The 15951-nt window shown below is 66.3% G+C and carries 16 protein-coding genes and 2 pseudogenes; 3 read left to right on the forward strand and 15 right to left on the reverse strand.

Annotated features, from left to right (window positions below):
- Positions 1-45 precede the first annotated feature (45 nt).
- The 9 genes and pseudogenes from BLR24_RS28085 to lexA all read right to left on the reverse strand — a co-directional run bounded on the left by BLR24_RS28085 (position 46) and on the right by lexA (position 9191).
- A complete protein-coding gene (locus BLR24_RS28085; protein ID WP_093023600.1) occupies positions 46-1317 on the reverse strand; it encodes an acyl-CoA dehydrogenase family protein in 1272 nt (423 codons plus the stop codon).
- Positions 1318-1347: 30 nt separating this feature from the next.
- Positions 1348-2454 carry a phosphotransferase gene (locus BLR24_RS28090; RefSeq protein ID WP_093023602.1) on the reverse strand — a complete coding sequence of 369 codons (1107 nt, stop codon included), beginning with the start codon at positions 2452-2454 and terminating at the stop codon, positions 1348-1350.
- A 1-nt stretch (position 2455) separates the two neighbouring features.
- Complete coding sequence (locus BLR24_RS28095) at positions 2456-3175, reverse strand: Crp/Fnr family transcriptional regulator (RefSeq protein WP_093023604.1); 720 nt, start codon at positions 3173-3175, stop codon at positions 2456-2458.
- 59 nt (positions 3176-3234) lie between these two features.
- Positions 3235-4014: an oxepin-CoA hydrolase, alternative type gene (locus BLR24_RS28100; RefSeq protein WP_093023605.1), complete on the reverse strand. Its 780-nt coding sequence runs from the start codon at positions 4012-4014 to the stop codon at positions 3235-3237.
- 27 nt (positions 4015-4041) lie between these two features.
- On the reverse strand, positions 4042-5562 hold the full coding sequence (locus BLR24_RS28105) for a 3-hydroxyacyl-CoA dehydrogenase (RefSeq protein WP_093023607.1): 1521 nt from the start codon (positions 5560-5562) through the stop codon (positions 4042-4044).
- 131 nt (positions 5563-5693) lie between these two features.
- Positions 5694-6849, reverse strand: a pseudogene (locus tag BLR24_RS28110) (MFS transporter); the annotation flags it as partial.
- A gap of 58 nt (positions 6850-6907) precedes the next feature.
- The gene (locus BLR24_RS28115; protein ID WP_093023609.1) at positions 6908-7915 is read right to left on the reverse strand and encodes a D-2-hydroxyacid dehydrogenase family protein; all 1008 of its coding nucleotides are present in this window, start codon (positions 7913-7915) and stop codon (positions 6908-6910) included.
- 92 nt (positions 7916-8007) lie between these two features.
- Positions 8008-8379 (reverse strand): hypothetical protein, encoded by a 372-nt coding sequence (locus BLR24_RS28120; protein WP_093023610.1) that lies wholly within the window; start codon positions 8377-8379, stop codon positions 8008-8010.
- A gap of 137 nt (positions 8380-8516) precedes the next feature.
- Positions 8517-9191 (reverse strand): transcriptional repressor LexA, encoded by a 675-nt coding sequence (lexA, locus tag BLR24_RS28125; protein WP_093023612.1) that lies wholly within the window; start codon positions 9189-9191, stop codon positions 8517-8519.
- 73 nt (positions 9192-9264) lie between these two features.
- Here lexA and BLR24_RS28130 point away from each other — a divergent pair, with 73 nt between their 5' ends.
- On the forward strand, positions 9265-10263 hold the full coding sequence (locus BLR24_RS28130; protein ID WP_093023614.1) for an asparaginase: 999 nt from the start codon (positions 9265-9267) through the stop codon (positions 10261-10263).
- 13 nt (positions 10264-10276) lie between these two features.
- Here the strand turns inward: BLR24_RS28130 and adk are convergent, their stop codons facing one another.
- From adk to BLR24_RS28160, 6 genes are all read right to left on the reverse strand, one after another.
- Positions 10277-10933 carry an adenylate kinase gene (adk, locus tag BLR24_RS28135; protein WP_093023631.1) on the reverse strand — a complete coding sequence of 219 codons (657 nt, stop codon included), beginning with the start codon at positions 10931-10933 and terminating at the stop codon, positions 10277-10279.
- A gap of 135 nt (positions 10934-11068) precedes the next feature.
- Positions 11069-11842 carry a 3-deoxy-manno-octulosonate cytidylyltransferase gene (gene kdsB / locus BLR24_RS28140; protein ID WP_093023616.1) on the reverse strand — a complete coding sequence of 258 codons (774 nt, stop codon included), beginning with the start codon at positions 11840-11842 and terminating at the stop codon, positions 11069-11071.
- Positions 11839-12021, reverse strand: coding sequence for a Trm112 family protein (locus BLR24_RS28145; protein WP_028260080.1), 183 nt, complete (start codon positions 12019-12021; stop codon positions 11839-11841). Before BLR24_RS28145 ends, kdsB begins: the two co-directional genes overlap by 4 nt.
- Entirely contained in the window at positions 12002-13042 is a 1041-nt protein-coding gene (lpxK, locus tag BLR24_RS28150; protein ID WP_093023618.1) for a tetraacyldisaccharide 4'-kinase, read from the reverse strand. The genes BLR24_RS28145 and lpxK overlap by 20 nt, the downstream gene beginning before the upstream one ends.
- On the reverse strand, positions 13043-13483 hold the full coding sequence (locus tag BLR24_RS28155; RefSeq protein ID WP_093023619.1) for an ExbD/TolR family protein: 441 nt from the start codon (positions 13481-13483) through the stop codon (positions 13043-13045).
- A 52-nt stretch (positions 13484-13535) separates the two neighbouring features.
- Positions 13536-14168, reverse strand: coding sequence for a MotA/TolQ/ExbB proton channel family protein (locus tag BLR24_RS28160; RefSeq protein WP_093023633.1), 633 nt, complete (start codon positions 14166-14168; stop codon positions 13536-13538).
- A 315-nt stretch (positions 14169-14483) separates the two neighbouring features.
- Here BLR24_RS28160 and xseA point away from each other — a divergent pair, with 315 nt between their 5' ends.
- Positions 14484-15794, forward strand: a complete 1311-nt coding sequence (gene xseA, locus BLR24_RS28165; RefSeq protein WP_093023621.1) for an exodeoxyribonuclease VII large subunit — start codon at positions 14484-14486, stop codon at positions 15792-15794.
- Between the two features lie 50 nt (positions 15795-15844).
- Positions 15845-15951, forward strand: a pseudogene (locus BLR24_RS28170) (superoxide dismutase [Fe]); the annotation flags it as partial.

The following is a 15951-nucleotide window of genomic DNA, read 5'->3' on the forward strand; positions in this document are numbered from 1 at the left end:
GCCCTCACCCTAACCCTCTCCTGGAGGGAGAGGGAACAAGACAAATCAGAAGCGCGTCACGGGCGGCTCGGCTTCGGTCTTGCTGGGCGCGTACTTGCCCAGCTCCCACTTCGCAATCGCGTTGCGGTGCACTTCGTCCGGGCCGTCCGCAAAGCGCAGCGTGCGCGCACCGGCGTAGGCGTAGGCCAGCGGAAAGTCGTCGCTCATGCCGCCGCCGCCATGCACCTGCATGGCCCAATCGATCACCTGGCAGGCCATGCTCGGCGCGACCACCTTGATCATCGCGATCTCGTTCTTCGCAACCTTGTTGCCGGCCACGTCCATCAGCCATGCGGCCTTGAGCGTGAGCAGGCGGGCCATGTCGATTTTGCAGCGCGCTTCGGCAATGCGCTCCTGCGTCACGGTTTGGGAGGCGACCGTCTTGCCGAAAGCCACGCGCGAGGAGGCGCGCCGGCACATGAGTTCGAGCGCGCGCTCGGCCAGGCCGATGAGGCGCATGCAGTGGTGAATGCGTCCCGGGCCAAGCCGGCCCTGGGCGATTTCGAAGCCGCGGCCTTCGCCGAGCAGAATGTTGTCGACCGGCACGCGCACGTTCTCGAAGTACATCTCGACGTGGCCGTGCGGCGCGTCGTCGTAGCCCATCACGTTGAGCGGGCGCACGATGCGGATGCCCTGGGCGTCCGCCGGCACGATGACCATGCTCTGCTGCGAGTGCTTCGGTGCGTCAGGGTCGCTCTTGCCCATGGTGATGAACACGGCGCAGCGCGGATCGGCGGCACCCGAAATCCACCACTTGTGGCCGTTGATCACATACTCGTTGCCTTGGCGTTCGATGCGGGTCGAGATGTTGGTCGCGTCGCTGGATGCGACATCCGGCTCGGTCATTGCGAAGGCGGAGCGGATCTGGCCTTCGAGCAGCGGCTTGAGCCAGCGCGCCTTGATGGCTTCGGAGCCATAGCGGGCAATGGTCTCCATGTTGCCGGTGTCCGGCGCCGAGCAGTTGAAGGCTTCCGAAGCCCATGGCACGCGGCCCATGATCTCGGCCAGCGGTGCGTATTCCTGGTTCGTGAGGCCGGCGCCTTCATAGCCCGACGCGGAGGCACTGTCGACCGGCAGGAAGAGGTTCCACAGCCCCTGGGCCTTGGCCTTCTCCTTGACCTTCTCAACGGTCTTGAGCGCAGTCCAGCGCTTGCCCGCGGCCGTGTTGGCGGCCAGTTCAGCCGAATACTCGGCTTCGGCCGGGTAGATGTGCGCGTCCATGAACGCGCTCACGCGCTTCTGGAGTTCCTTGGTTTTTGCCGAGTATTCGAAGTCCATCGTTTGTCTCCTGGTAGGGGTGTGGGGCAGCTACGCCTTTTGGGCAAACTGCCAGGCCATTTCGGCCATCGGTCGCGCGCCGCGGGCAGAGGCCACGGCTTGCTCGCTCGATGCGGTACCGGCCTCGACCCGCTTGGCAATGCCTTGCAGGATCGCGGCCATGCGAAACAGGTTGTAGGCCTGGTAGAAGTTCCAGTCGGGCGCCAGCGCTTCGGGCGTGGTGATGCGCGTGCGCTCGCAATAACGGCGGATGTATTCGCTCTCGGTGGGAATGCCCAGCGCCGCGACATCCACGCCGCCGATGCCGCGGCCGGTGGTGGGGGGCATGTGCCAGGACATGCAGTGGTAGCTGAAGTCCGCCAGGGGATGGCCCAGCGTGGAGAGCTCCCAGTCGAGCACAGCGATGATCCGCGGCTCCGTCGCATGGAACATCACGTTGTCCAGGCGGTAGTCGCCATGGACGATCGAGACCTTGTTCTCGTCGCGCGCGCTCGCAGGCATGTGGGCGGGGAGCCAGTCGATCAGGCGCTCCATGGCCTCGATCGGCTGCGACAGTTCGCCGGCACCATCGGTCGAGGCCTTGTACTGTTTGCTCCAGCGGCCGATCTGCCGCTCGAAGTAGTTGCCGGGCTTGCCGTAGTCGGCCAGGCCGCGCTCGGCGAACTTCACGGTGTGCAGCGCAGCGATGACGCGGTTCATCTCGTCGTAGATGGCCGTGCGCTCGGCATTGCTCATGCCCGGCAGCGACTGGTCCCACAGCACGCGGCCCTGCATGAACTCCATCACGTAGAAGGCGCGGCCGATGACGGCTTCGTCTTCGCACAGGCAGTGCATGCGCGGCACGGGCACGTCGGTGCCGGCAAGGCCGCTCATGACCTTGAATTCGCGCTCCACCGCATGGGCCGAGGGCAGCAGCTTGGCAACCGGACCGGGCTTGGCGCGCATCACGTAGCTCTGCGTGGGCGTGACGAGCTTGTAGGTCGGGTTCGACTGGCCGCCTTTGAACATCTCCACCGTGAGCGGACCTTTGAAGCCATCGAGGTTCTTCTCGAGCCACGCCGCGAGCGCGTCGACGTCGAAGGCGTGCTGCTGCGAAACCGCCCGGGTGCCGATGAAGTTGGAGAAGTCCTGGCTCATGTCAGATGTCCGCTTCGGAGACGCGCATCAGTGCCACGCGGTCGAGAACCACGAGGCCGCCCGGCTCGATGCGGATGGTGCCCTCGCGTTCCATGGTCTTGAGTTCCTGGTTGACGCGCTGGCGCGATGCGCCGAGCAGCTGCGCCAGCTCTTCCTGCGCAAGCTGCAGGCCGATGCGCATCTGGCTGCCGTCTTCCAGGTTGGGCACACCGTAGCTGCGCACCAGGTGAATGAGCTGCTTGGCCAGCCGTGCGCGCAAGGGCAGGGTGTTGAGGTCTTCCACCAGCCCGAAGAGTGTGCGGATGCGGCGTGCCTGCAACCGCATCAGCGCTTCGTACAGCTCCACGTGCGTGGCCAGAATTTTCTGGAAGTCGGCGCGGGCCACGCAGAGGATGGTGGTGTCCCCATGCGCATAGGCATCGTGGGTGCGACGGTCCCCGTCGAACATCGCCACATCGCCGAACCAGATGCCCGGCTCCACATAGGTCAGCGTCACCTGCTTGCCCGAGACAGCGGTGGAACTGACGCGCACCGCGCCCTTGGCGCAGGCAATCCAGTGGTCGGGAGGATCGCCGCGGGCGGCGATCAGGTCGCCGTCCTTGTAGCGTTTGACGAAAGCACATCGGAGAATGTCGTGCCGCAGCGAGGGAGATAGAGAAGAAAACCAGCGACCACTGTTGATCGCTTCACGTTCTTCGATGGTAAGAATGGGGTCGTCCATTGGTCTGTCCTGTCGGCGACTGAAATGCTGGAGGGTGTCACGAGAGCGACGTAGCGCCGCTACTCGTACTGCGGAGGCTTCTTCTCGAGAAACGCGGCAATGCCGATGCCGGCATTCGAATGATGAAGGTTGCGCACGAAGTGGTCGCGCTCCTGCGAGAGCTGCGACGCGAACGTGGCGCCGCGCGCTTCGCTCAGCAGCTCCTTGATGCTGGCGAGCGAGTTCGGCGCGCGTGCGTTGAGCCTGGTTGCCAGCGCCAATGCGCTGGCGAGCGCCTGGCCGTTTTCGCTCAGTTCGTTGACCAGCCCGAGCGCATGCAGCCGCGGCGCGCCGATGCGTTCGCCGCACATCAGCCACTCGCTGGCCAGCTGGCGCGGCAATGCTTGGCCCAGGTGCCAGCTCAGGCCGCCGTCGGGCGACAGCGCCACGTTGCTGTACGACGCCGCAAAAATTGCATCGCGCGCGGCGACGACGAAATCGCAGGCCAGCGCAAGCGAGAAACCGGCGCCTGCCGCTGCGCCTTCGACCGCCGCGATGATCGGCTTGGGGAAGGCGCGGATGGAATCGATCCAGTTGTGCAGGCCCTCGATGCTTTCGGCCTGTACCGAAGGGTCGCGCTGGCGGTTGTCGGACAGCCGCTGCAGCGAGCCGCCGGCGCAGAACCATGCGCCTTCGCCCACGATTACGACGCTGCGGATTTCATCGCTGCTCTCGGCGCCGTTGAGCGCCTCGATGCCTGCGGCGTAGATCTCGGGGCCCAGCGCATTGCGCTGGGTCGGATTGGCGATGGTGAGCACCATGGTGCGTCCCTCGCTGGTGCTCTTCAGTTCGGCGGTCATCGCTGTGATGCTTTCCTTGGGGTTTGCTTATTCTTCTTCGTGCAGCAGGCTCAGGCCCAGCGCGCCGCGGCGGCGCAGCCAAGGGCTCGGGCGATAACGCGGATCGCCGTAGACGGTTTGCAGGTTGAACAGCACTTCGAGCATGTTGGTGGGGCCATACAGGTTGCCCATGGCCAGCGGGCCGCGTGGGTAGCCCAGCCCCAGCTGAACCGCAGTTTCAAGATCGGCCGGCGAGCAGACGCGCTGCTGGCACATGTCGGCGGCAATGTTCACGATGTTGCCGATCACGCGCTGCGTGACGAAGCCGCCGCTGTCACGGATCACGCTCACGGCCTTGCCATCGCGCGCGAAGAGGGCGTGCGCCACATCGCGGATGTCGCGCCGCGTGGCCGGGTTGGTGGCGAGCACGCGGCGCTTGGTGGCGGCATCGTCGATCAGCATGTCGATGCCGACAGTGCGCGTCGCGTCCAGGCGCTCGACCGCGGCCACCGTGGTCACGTCGAAGCCCAGCGGCGCCACCAGGATGAGCGACGCGGGCGCGGCCGTGGCACCGCTGTCGATCTGCGCACCCAGTGCATTGACCAGCCGCAGCAAGTCGGCCCTCCGCGCGGCGCGCGGAGAGACCCAGACGGAGGGCAGCACGGAGAGCGTGGGCGGTGCGGCTTCGGGGATCTGCTGCATCACGCCGTCGTTGTAGCTGTAGAAGCCTTCGTTGGTCTTGCGGCCCAGCACGCCCGCCGCAAGGCGCTGGGCCGTGATCACGCTGGGGCGGAAGCGCGGCTCCTCGTAGTACTGGTGATAGATCGACTCCATCACCGGGTGCGACACGTCGAGCGCCGTCAGGTCCAGCAGCTCGAACGGGCCCAGGCGAAAGCCGGCCTGTTCCTTGAGGATGCGGTCGACGGTGGCGAAGTCGGCCACGCCTTCTCCCACGATGCGCAGTGCTTCGGTGCCGTAGCCGCGTCCGGCGTGGTTGACGATGAAGCCCGGCGTGTCCTGCGCCTGGACGGCGCTATGGCCCATCTGCACCGCATAGCCGGCCAACCGTTTGCACACTTCGGTGGAGGTCTTGAAGCCGGCCACCACCTCGACCACCTTCATCAGCGGCACGGGGTTGAAGAAGTGAAAGCCCGCCACGCGCTCCGGCTGCCTGAGCCCGGCCGCAATGGCCGTGACCGACAGCGACGAAGTGTTGGTGGCGAGCGTGGCCGTGAGCGCGACCACCGATTCGAGTTCGCGGAACAGCGAGCGCTTGACCTCGAGGTCTTCGACCACCGCTTCGATGACGAGGTCGCACTGGGCCAGGGCTGCAACCGAATCGACCGCCTTGACACGGGCGATCTGTGCATCGCGCGCCGCGGCGTCGATCTTGCCCTTCTCGTGCAGCTTGTTCCATTGGGCCGCGAGAGCTTCGCGCCCCCGCTCGGCGGCGCCTGCGAAGCTGTCGAGCAGCAGCACTTCGCTGCCTGCCTGGGCGGCGATCTGGGCGATGCCTCGGCCCATGGCGCCGGCGCCGACGACGCCGATCCGGGTGTAGTTCACTGTCATTGAAAAAGATTTTCGCTGGTTGATGGAGCCGAGCCCGCTTGCAGGCGCCGGACCCCGGAATTTGCGCAGCCTTCGATTTTGCAGCCATGGGCCGCGGCCGCGTGCCCGGTTTTACGCGGGTCCGCGCTTCGCGCCGCGCGGCGGCTGCGCTCGATGGTCACGCTCAGGCCGATGGCGAGCAGCAGCAAGGCGAAACCGACCCAGTTCATCCAAGCCACCGCATCGTTGGCAAGCAGCCATCCGCCCAGTCCGGCACCGACCGCCTGGCCAATGCAGATGCCCGAGCTGTTCAGCGCGACCGAGCCCGGCGCAAGAGCCGGGGCCAGGCCCACCAGCCGTGCCTGCTGCGCCGAATTGGTCGCGAAGCAGCCCAGGCCCCAGGGCACGAGTACGGCCGCCAGCCACGGGAGTGTGCCGGCCCAGGGCCAGAGAAAGAGGCTGAGCGCGATCAGCGAGCTTGTCAGCAGCACCATGCGGCCCGCGCCCGCACGGTCGATGAACCGGTTCACGAGCATGTTGCCCACCAGACCGAATGCGCCGAACAGGGCCCACATCAGGCTCAGCGTGGTGGGGTCCGCGCCAAAATTCCACTTCAGCAAGGGCCCGAAATAGCTGAACAGGACGAACTGGCCGGCACCGCTGCAGGGCGGTGACCGAGACGATGCCCATCAGCACCGGGCTGCGGAGCACGCGCGACCAGGCCGCCGCCGTCAGCACCGCGGGCCGGATGCCTCGCGGCAGCGTCAGCCAGATCGACGCCGCGCCCACGATACTGAGCAGCGCGACGACTGTGAAAGCCATGCGCCAGCCCAGATGGCCACCAATCAGCGCGCCGAGCGGCAGGCCCAGCACGGAAGCCATCGACCAGCCGAGAAACACGAAAGTCACGGCACGCCCGCGCTGCTCCGGCGGCACCAGCATGCCGGCACAGGCCGCGGCCTGGGGCGTGAAGATGGCCGGCGCGACAACCGTGAGCATGCGCACCGGCAGAAGGGCGCCAAAACTCGTCATCAAAGCCGCAATGACATGCCCAGCGGCATACCAGAGGAGGGAGAGGGCGAGCAAATGGCGGCGGTCCCAGCCCGCGACCACAGCCGCCAGCAGCGGAGCGCCAAGGCACATCACGACCGCGGCGGCCGTGATCAACTGGCCCGCGGCGGCGACGGTGACGGCAAGCGACGTGCTGATTTCATTGAGCGTGCCGGGCACCACCATCACGCCCGTGCCGATCACGAAATTGCCGGCCAGCAGCGCCCAGAGCGCGCCCCGGGGCGCCGGCCGGCTCACTGAAGGACCTTCGCCTTCGGCCGCGGTATTCGCCTTGCGGCGGCCCGGCGGCTCGGGATCACCGGCGGACCTGCAGCGCGCCGGGATTCACGATGTTGGTGGGGTTGCCCTTGATGAAGCTCACGACGTTGTCGAAAGCCTGGCCGAAATAGCTTTCGTAGCTGTCCTGCTCCACATAGCCGATGTGCGGCGTGCAGATGCAGTTTTCCAGGCGCAGCAGCGCGTGGCCCTGCAGCGGCGGCTCGCTCTCGAACACATCGACGGCAGCCAGCCCCGGACGGCCGCGGTTGAGCGCGGCCAGCAGCGCATCGGCCTCGACCAGTTCGGCGCGCGAGGTGTTGACGAAGAGCGCCGTCGGCTTCATGCGCGAAAGGTCTTCGAGCTTGACGATGCCGCTGGTTTCCTCGTTGAGCCGCAGGTGCACCGACAGCACGTCGGCGGCAGCAAAGAACTCGTGGCGGTTTTGCGCCACCTGGAAGCCGTCGGAGCGGGCCTTGGCACAGCTTGCCTCGCGGCCCCAGATGACCACTTGCATGCCGAAGGCCTGCCCATAGCGCGCCACCAGCTGCCCGATGCGACCATAGCCCCAGATGCAGAGCGTCTTGCCCTTTAGCACCGAGCCCAGCCCGAAGTTGGGCGGCATCGAGGCCGACTTGAGCCCCGATTGCTGCCACGCCCCGTGCTTGAGGTTGCTGATGTACTGGGGCAGGCGGCGCATGGCCGCCATGATGAGTGCCCAGGTCAGCTCGGCCGGCGCCTGGGGAGAGCCGGTGCCCTCGGCCACGGCCACGCCCCGCTCGGTGCAGGCCGTGACGTCGATGTGGCCGCCCACGCGCCCCGTCTGCGAAATGAGCTTGAGCTTGGGCAGCTTTTCGATCAGCTGGCGCGAGATGTGGGTGCGCTCGCGGATCAGCACGATCACATCGGCATCCTTCAGTCGAACTGAAAGCTGGCCGATGCCCTTGACCGTGTTGGTATAGACCTTGGCCGCGTACGCGTCCAGCTTGGCGGCGCAGCGCAATTTGCGCACGGCGTCCTGGTAATCGTCGAGGATCACAATGTTCATGGCGTGCCATTGTGCCTCGCAGCATTGACGTGACGCTCGCGTGAACGTTTGGATACCCGCCCCGGGCCATGGTCACCGGGGTCTGCACGGATTCAGTGCAGGTGCGTGGGGCGCGCGGCGGTGCTGAGCGCTTCCATGGCTTCGAGCGCGGCGAGCCGGTCGAGTTCGGCGCAGACGTCGGCCATGCGACCAGAGATCACCATGCGGTTGGTGCTGCGTTTTTGGCCCTGGGGTCCGTCGACCACGCGAATGACGCGAAGGGGACGGCTCGGTGCCGGCGCGGCCTTGGGTGGTGCCGAGGCATGAGCCCGAGCCGTGCAGGCCGGGCGCACCGCAACGTAGCGCAACCCTGCGGACGCACTACCGCTGTCGCGGTGAGGAGGCCGGCGCGCTGGCAGCAGGCGGCTTGCCAGCGATTGCAGCGGCATCCACAAATCAACGATGGTGAGGAGGGCGATTCCCATGTGAACTCCAAAAAAGTCTGAGGTTGAACACAGGCAGGATTTCTTTGAAGGGACGCAACAGGGTGATGGCGACATTGCGCCATACGCCCGCCACCTGTTGCGGCCGGATGGGTGCTGCTTTGAGCAGGCCGCAGGGCCTACATCAGCATGGTGTTGCGGATGAGGCCGACCGCCAGGCCTTCGATCTCGAAGGGTTCGCCGGGCTGGACCACGATGGTGGGGTAGTCGGGGTTCTCTGCGTGCAGCTCGATGACCTGCTTGTTGCGTTTGAGGCGCTTGACCGTGACTTCGTCGCCGAGGCGGGCCACCACGATCTGGCCGTTGCGTGCTTCCTTGGTGGCTTGCACCGCGAGCAGGTCGCCATCCATGATGCCGGCGTCGCGCATGGACATGCCGCGCACCTTGAGCAGGTAATCGGGCTGGCGCTGGAACAGCGTGTTCTCGACGTAGTAGGTCTGGTCGACGTGCTCTTGCGCCAGGATGGGCGAGCCCGCCGCGACGCGGCCGATGAGCGGCAGCGCAAGCTGCGCCATGCCGGGCAGCGAAAGGGAAAACTGGTTGTTGCGCGACTCGTTGAGCGAACGCAGCGCGTCGCCCTTGAGGCGAATGCCGCGCGAAGTGCCGCTGACGAGTTCGATCACGCCCTTGCGGGCCAGCGCCTGCAGGTGCTCCTCGGCGGCATTGGCCGATTTGAAACCCAACTCATTGGCAATTTCGGCCCGCGTGGGCGGAGCGCCGGTACGGGCGATGGCGCTCTGGATCAAATCCAGGATTTGCTGCTGGCGGGCGGTAAGCTTCACGGCGAACTGCATATGTGGGTTCCTTGCGGCACTGGCTGAATATCCAGTACCTGTATTTTTAACCAGTTTTTAAAAGTTGGCAAGCATGGTCAATTCCTTTTCGTCCGGCCTGCGGCGCGTCGTGGTGTTGGGTACCGGCGGCACCATCGCGGGCCGCGCCGCCAGCGGCGGCGACAACATCGGCTACACCGCAGGGCAGGTGGCGGTGGCGGACCTGCTTGGCGACGGTATCGATGCGCCGGAGGGCGTGGTGCTCGAGGCCGAACAGGTGGCGCAGCTCGACAGCAAGGACATGGGCTTCGATGTCTGGCTGCAACTTGCGCAGCGCTGCGCGTTCTGGCTGTCCGAGGCCGACGTGGCGGGCGTGGTGATCACGCATGGCACTGACACCATCGAAGAGACGGCCTACTTTCTCCAGGCGGTGCTTGCGCTTGGCAAGCCCGTGGTGCTGACCTGTGCCATGCGTCCCGCGAGCTCTCTTTCGCCCGACGGCCCGCAGAATGTGCGCGACGCCATCGCCGTTGCGGCCACGCCGGGAGCGCAGGGCGTGACGGTGGTCTGCGCGGGCATGGTCCACGGTTCGCTGGACGTGCAGAAGGTGCACACCTATCGCCCGGATGCGTTTTCATCGGGCGATGCGGGCCCGATTGGTTACGTGGAAGAGGGGGCGGTTCGGCTTCTTCGCGACTGGCCCCGATTGCCGGTGAGTGCGGCTTCGAAGATTCCCGCAACGAAGGCAGGCGCGGCAATGCGCTGGCCCAGGGTCGAGATCGTCACCAGCCATGCCGGCGCGAGCGGCGCCATTGTCGATCTGCTGCTGCAGGAGCGCGCAGCGGGCGTGGCCGAGCCGATTCGCGGACTGGTTCTGGCTGCGACCGGCAACGGAACGGTGCACCACGTGCTGGAGGCTGCTGCGCTGCGCGCCCAGGATGCGGGAGTGGCTGTGCTGCGTGCCACGCGCTGCGCGAGCGGACGCATCCTGCCGAAGGCTGATGAGCGCTTGCGCGACGCCGGTGCCCTGACGCCCGTCAAGGCACGCATCGCGTTGATGCTGGAACTGATCGAGACGACAGGGGCCGCCTGACGGCGGCGCGCGTTCAGCTGCTCAGGGCAGCCAGGGCGCGTTGGGTGATCTCTTCGACGGTGCCCACGCCCTTGATGGCGCGGTACTTCGGGGCGGTGGCCGGATCGGCCTTGGCCCAGGCCGAGTAGTACTCGACCAGCGGACGCGTCTGCTGGCTGTAGACCTCCAGCCGCTTGCGCACGGTTTCTTCCTCGTCGTCCTTGCGCTGGATCAGGTCTTCGCCGGTGACGTCGTCCTTGCCCTCCACCTTCGGCGGATTGAACTTGACGTGGTAGATGCGGCCCGAAGCCGGATGCGAGCGCCGGCCGCTCATGCGTTCGATGATGTCGCTGAATGGCACATCGATTTCGAGCACGTAGTCGAGCTTGACGCCGGCCGCCTTCATGGCGTCGGCTTGCGGAATGGTGCGCGGAAAGCCGTCGAACAGGAATCCATCGGCGCAATCGGATTGCGCGATGCGTTCTTTCACGAGGTTGATGATCAGGTCATCGCTCACCAGGCCACCCGATTCCATCACGGCCTTGGCCTGCTGGCCAAGCGGCGTACCGGCCTTGACGGCGGCGCGCAGCATGTCGCCGGTCGAGATCTGAGGAATGCCGTACTTCTGGCAGATGAAAGCCGCTTGCGTGCCTTTGCCCGCCCCGGGCGCGCCCAGCAAAATTAGTCTCATGGTGTCCTCGGACGGTTCTTGGATCTTGTGTCGCACCCAGCGCCGGCCCTAGAGCCGTGCAAGGCGGAATTGCGTCGAGGATAGCATGCGTAAGCGTGAAGAATTTCCGTCAATCGCCACGGATATTGATGCAACTCAAGGGGCCAGCTGGGCTGCAAAGACCGCGCGTACGCGGGCGAGGTCTTCTGGCGTGTCGATGCCAGGGCCGGGGGCCACTTGGCTGACATGCACGGCAATGCGATGGCCGTGCCAGAGCGCGCGCAATTGTTCGAGTGCTTCGGTGGCCTCGATGGGGGCGGACGCCAGCGAAGGAAACTGGCGCACGAAACCGGCACGATACCCGTAGATGCCGATATGGCGCAGCGGCCGAGGCGAAGGCAGCACGCCCGGCGGCGCGCCGCCAGTGGAGCCGTCGCGCCACCACGGAATGGGCGCGCGGCTGAAGTAGAGCGCGTTGCCCTTTGCATCGAGCACGGCCTTCACCACGTTCGGGTTCAGAAAGTCGTCGAGCGAATCGATTTCGTGGGCTGCCGTGCTCATGGCGGCTTCCGGGTGAGCTGACAGCGCGAAGGCTACCGCGTCGATCAGGGCCGGGTCGATCAGCGGTTCGTCGCCTTGCACGTTGACGACGATATCGTCGCCGTCCAGGGCCAGTTGCTCACAGGCTTCGGCCAGCCGGTCGGTGCCGCTGGGATGGTCCTGCCGGGTCAGGATGGCTTCCACGCCATGTGTCGTGCAGGCCGCGACGATGGAAGGATCGTCCCCGGCAACCACCACGCGCGCCGCTCCCGATCGACTCGCGCGCTGGGCGACTCGCACCACCATGGGCAGGCCGGCGATGTCGGCCAGTGGTTTGTTGGGGAGCCGGGTCGACGCCAGCCGGGCCGGCACCAGGACGGTGAAGCTCACAGCCCCAGCTCTTCGTCGGACAGCGTGCGCGCCTCGTTCTCGAGCAGCACGGGAATGCCGTCGCGCACCGGGTAGGCCAGGCGTGCGCTGCGTGAGCAGAGCTCCTGCTTCTCGGGGTTCCAGGTCAGCGGGCCCTTGGTGACGGGGCAGACGAGCAGTTCAAGCAGCTTGGGATCCATCGAGCGATGATAGCTTCGCATCGAGCGCCGCGAAGAATTGCGGCTCGGGTACGAAGTGCAGCGGCACGGCCAGCGCATCCGGGGCTTGCCGCCAGAGCTTGACGGCATCTTTCTCGGTGCAGAGCAGAGGGAAATCGCGATCGGAAGGGCGTTGCCAGCCCTCGAAGTCGAAGTGATCGGGCAACGCGATCGTCTCCGCCAGGGTGAGGCCGCGCGCGCGCAGCATGTCGAAGAAGGCCTCAGGCCGCGCAATGGCCGCCAGCGCGATCACTGGTTTGCCGGCCAGGGCATCGAGCGGTGTACGTTTCCCGTCGCTCGCGACCGCGTCTGGTGCCAGGGCGCGAGTGGCGGTGTAGCCGTCCCCGAATGCCGGATGCTCGCCACTGTGGAGCACCAGATCGCACGGGCGCGGCCAGCGCTCGCGCAAGGGCCCCGCGGGCAGCCGCCAGCCGTTGCCCACGCCGCGGTCGTCGAACACGCAGATCTCGAGGTCGCGGGCGAGCGCCAGGTGCTGCAGCCCGTCGTCGCTCACGATGACCTGCGTCGCCGGGTGTCGGGCGAGCAGGGCGCGCGCGGCTTCGATGCGGCGCCGCGCCACGAACACGGGCGCGCTGGTGGCACGGCGGATCAGCGCCGGTTCGTCGCCGACATCCCGCGCATCGCTTTCGTCTTCCACTTCACGGCAGTCGTCGGTGCGGCGGCCGTAGCCGCGCGACACCACGCCGACGCGCAGGCCGCGAGCCTGCAGATGCCGAACCACGGCCATCACCACCGGCGTCTTGCCGGCGCCGCCCGCAATGACGTTGCCGACCACGATCACTGGAACCGACACGCGGTCTGTTTGCAGCCAACCTTGTCGATAGAGCCAGCGCCGCAGCGCGAACAGCGCCGCATAAAGCAGCGACAGCGGCCACAACAGGCAAGCCAACGGGCCGCGGTGCAACCAGGCACGCAGCAGCCGCGAAGCGGGCGCGCCGGTCGCGCTGCTGTTGCCGGGAGTGCTGCGGCCCTGCAACGGCACTCAGTGCCCTGCTTGGGCCGTCGATTGAGCTGCGAACGTGATCTGCACCAGGCCCGCGCGGCGTGCGGCTTCCATCACCGTGATCACGGACTGGTGCGGGCTGCTCGCGTCGGCGCTGATGATCACCACGCTGTCCTTGCCGCCCGTGGCTGCCGCACCGAGCGCGGCGGCCACCGTCGACACGTTGCGGTCTGGCAGGGGCGTCTTGTTGATCGAATAGCGGCCGTCGGCGGACACCGCCACGATCACTTCCTTGGGATAGTCGCGCTGCGAGTCGACGTCCGCTGTCGGCAGGCGCAACTGCATCTCGGTGAACTTGCTGTAGGTGGTCGACAGCATCAGGAAGATGAGGACGACCAGCAGCACGTCGATGAACGGAATCAAATTGATCTCCGGCTCATCGCGCGCGCCATGGCGAAACTGCATGCGGCCGCGGGTCATGGCGAGCCTCCGCCGGACAGCGCTGCGCTCGCAGTGGCAAGCGTTAAGGCCATCATTTCCGCAATGCGTTCAGGTGGCGGGCAAAGCGCTCGCCGGAGAGTTCGAGGTTCAGCAGGTATTCGTCGACCCGGCTGCGGAAATAGCGCCAGAAGATCAAGGTCGGAATGGCCACGATCAGGCCGAAGGCCGTGTTGTACAGAGCAATGGAAATGCCGTGCGCCAATTGCGCCGGATTCCCCGATCCCACCGCGCCGCTTCCGGGCGATTGCGAGCCGAAGATCTCGATCATGCCGATCACGGTACCCAGCAAGCCGAGCAGCGGCGCAGCCGAGGCGATGGTGGCCAGCGCGGGCAGGTAGCGCTCCAGCTTGTGAGCCACGGTGCGTCCCGAGGCTTCCATGGCCGCGCGCAGGTCGTCCTCGGTGCAGCGCGGATTGGCATTGAGGGCGCGAAGGCCCGCGGCCAGCACTTGCCCCAGCATCGAGTTGCGCTCGAGCTTGGTTACCACGTCGGGCCCGGGCACGGAACCGTGCGACACCGTCATGGCTTCATCGAGCAGTTTGGGCGGCAGGACCTTGACCGTTTTAAGACTTGTGAAACGTTCTATAACCAGCGCGAGCGCGATGATCGAACAAGCGAGCAATGGCCAGATTGGCCAGCCCGCGGCAACTATGATGGAAAACAAGGAATCCTCCGGCCCCGAATAGACTGCAAATGCGCGGCGATTATCCACCGAGCCCACCATCGCCAAGCGCCTTGTTTGTTTGTAAGCAAGGACGCACAGATTCTGTGGATAACTTTGTGATTAACCTGATGGGCAACGTGCCCCGACCCGCATGGCGTGGGCTTTCCATTAGATCGACTGAATTTTGAGCAGCAGTTTTCTGAATGAAATCAATAGCTTGCACGACAAACCGTGCACTTGTTCCGCACCCCGATCCGGGCATGGGGGCTTGCCGCCTCACTGTGGAAGAGTGGTCACCCGCTATCCGGCCGATTTGTGACATTGCGTGATTCCCACACCACACCGGGTCCGCGCATCTGGCCCGTCGGGGCGCTGTGCCGCGCGGTCGCCGATGCGCTGGATGCGCGCTTCAATCCGGTCGCGGTGCGCGGCGAGATTTCCGGTTTTTCGCGCGCATCGAGCGGACATTGTTATTTCGCGCTCAAGGATGATTCTGGCCAACTGCGCTGCGCGATGTTCCGGCGCGCGGCCGGCCTGCTCGATTTTTCCCCGCGCGACGGCGACCAAGTCGAGGTGCGCGGCCGCCTGGCGGTGTACGAACCGCGCGGCGATCTGCAACTGGTGGTCGAAAGCCTGCAGCGTGCCGGACAAGGCGCGCTGTTCGAGCAGTTCCTGCAACGCAAGGCGCGGCTAGAAGCTGAAGGGCTCTTCGATGCCGAGCGCAAGCGGGCGCTGCCGGTCATGCCGCGCACGGTGGGGTTGGTGACCTCGCTGGGCGCTGCGGCGCTGCACGATGTGGTGACCGCGCTGCGGCGCCGCGTGCCTCACATCCCGGTGGTCCTGGCGCCCGCGGCGGTGCAGGGCGCCGGCGCGCCGGGGGAACTGGTGCGCGCACTGCAATCCTTGTATGCCCTGGAGCCCGCGGTCGACGTGATCCTGCTGGTGCGCGGCGGCGGCTCCATCGAGGACCTCTGGGCGTTCAACGACGAAACCCTGGCTCGCACCATCGTTCAAAGCCCGGTGCCGCTGATTTGCGGCGTGGGCCATGAGACCGATTTCACCATTGCTGACTTTTGCGCCGACCTGCGGGCGCCCACACCCACCGCCGCGGCGGAACTCGTCAGCGCGCCGCAAGCAATGTGGCTCGGCGCGATCGATCTTTTGGGCGAACGGCTGCAAGGCGCGCTGGACACCCGGCTCGACGTGCTGGGCCAGCGCCTCGACCAGGCGGCGTCACGCCTGGGGCGGCCCTCCACGCTGGTGGCGCGCCAGCAGCTTCGGCTCGAGCACCATTCGCAGCGCCTGCGCTATGCGGTGCTGTCCAGAACCGAGCGCCTGGCCCATGCGCCGCGGTCGATCTCGGCCGATTTACCTCGCAAGCTCGAGCGCGCGCTGGCAGAGCGGCGCGATCGGCTCGAACGCGTGGCGCTGCGGCTCAAGCTGCTCGACCCCGCGCTGGTGTTGCAGCGCGGCTATGCCTGGCTCACCGGCGCGGATGGCCGAGCGATCGTCAGCGCAAGAAAATTGAATCCGGGCGACGCCGTGGTTGCACGGCTCGTCGACGGCTCGGTCGACCTGACCGTGACGTCCGGCAAAACGGGAACGCGTCCGACGCCGGGCTCCTGATTCCTTTCTAGAATCCTTTATTCCCCGCAACCAACCCACGAGAAGAAACCATGGAACATGTGCTCCCACCCCTGCCTTACGCCCTCGACGCGCTGGCACCCGAGTACTCGAAGGAGACCCTCGAGTACCACTACGGCAAGCACCACAACGCCTACGT

It is taken from the genome of Variovorax sp. OV700, assembly GCF_900099805.1.
Taxonomy (GTDB): Bacteria; Pseudomonadota; Gammaproteobacteria; order Burkholderiales; family Burkholderiaceae_C; genus Variovorax.

Excerpts from the sequence above, each read along its gene's own strand:
- BLR24_RS28105 (WP_093023607.1), bottom strand. The coding sequence starts at position 5,562 with ATGACAGTGAACTACACCCGGATCGGCGTCGTCGGCGCCGGCGCCATG.
- BLR24_RS28155 (WP_093023619.1), bottom strand. The coding sequence starts at position 13,483 with ATGACCCGCGGCCGCATGCAGTTTCGCCATGGCGCGCGCGATGAGCCG.
- BLR24_RS28100 (WP_093023605.1), bottom strand. The coding sequence starts at position 4,014 with ATGACCGCCGAACTGAAGAGCACCAGCGAGGGACGCACCATGGTGCTC.
- BLR24_RS28095 (WP_093023604.1), bottom strand. The coding sequence starts at position 3,175 with ATGGACGACCCCATTCTTACCATCGAAGAACGTGAAGCGATCAACAGT.
- BLR24_RS28120 (WP_093023610.1), bottom strand. The coding sequence starts at position 8,379 with ATGGGAATCGCCCTCCTCACCATCGTTGATTTGTGGATGCCGCTGCAA.
- adk (WP_093023631.1), bottom strand. The coding sequence starts at position 10,933 with ATGAGACTAATTTTGCTGGGCGCGCCCGGGGCGGGCAAAGGCACGCAA.
- BLR24_RS28115 (WP_093023609.1), bottom strand. The coding sequence starts at position 7,915 with ATGAACATTGTGATCCTCGACGATTACCAGGACGCCGTGCGCAAATTG.
- BLR24_RS28085 (WP_093023600.1), bottom strand. The coding sequence starts at position 1,317 with ATGGACTTCGAATACTCGGCAAAAACCAAGGAACTCCAGAAGCGCGTG.
- BLR24_RS28090 (WP_093023602.1), bottom strand. The coding sequence starts at position 2,454 with ATGAGCCAGGACTTCTCCAACTTCATCGGCACCCGGGCGGTTTCGCAG.
- lexA (WP_093023612.1), bottom strand. The coding sequence starts at position 9,191 with ATGCAGTTCGCCGTGAAGCTTACCGCCCGCCAGCAGCAAATCCTGGAT.
- BLR24_RS28130 (WP_093023614.1), top strand. The coding sequence starts at position 9,265 with ATGGTCAATTCCTTTTCGTCCGGCCTGCGGCGCGTCGTGGTGTTGGGT.
- BLR24_RS28145 (WP_028260080.1), bottom strand. The coding sequence starts at position 12,021 with ATGGATCCCAAGCTGCTTGAACTGCTCGTCTGCCCCGTCACCAAGGGC.